At 59.5% G+C, this 482-nt stretch carries 1 protein-coding gene; it reads left to right on the top strand.

Annotated elements, in window-relative coordinates; all coding sequences use genetic code 11:
• Positions 1-61: 61 nt before the first annotated feature.
• The coding region (locus AC1D0P_RS28820) for a transporter substrate-binding domain-containing protein (RefSeq protein ID WP_477679861.1) at positions 62-482 on the top strand (421 nt) is incomplete at its 3' end.

Below are 482 nucleotides of genomic sequence, written 5' to 3' on the forward strand. Positions count from 1 at the left end.
CGACTGCGTCATCACCCCAATCGCCTGGGACGGCATCATTCCGGCGCTCACCAGCCACAAGATCGATGCGATCATGAGCTCGATGTCGATCACTGCCGAGCGCCTGAAGACGATTTCCTTCTCCGACAAATACTATAATACGCCGGCCGGCATCGTCGGCAACAAGGAAGACAAGTTCGGCGCCACTCCGGATGATCTGGCCGGCAAGGTGATCGGCGTGCAGATCTCCACCAACAATGCGGATTATGTGAAGAAGCATTTCGCCGGCAAGGCAGCCGAGATCAAGGAATACCAGACCCAGGACGAGGCCAACCAGGACCTCGCCGCCGGCCGTATCGACGCGATCCAGGCCGATACGATCGCACTCAATGCCTTCCTGAAGTCCGAAGCCGGCAAGTGCTGCGACTACAAGGGCAACGTCGCCGACGACCCCGCCGTTCTTGGGATCGGCATGGGTATCGGCCTGCGCAAGGAAGATACGG

The organism is Polaromonas sp. P1_G2, assembly GCF_056405515.1.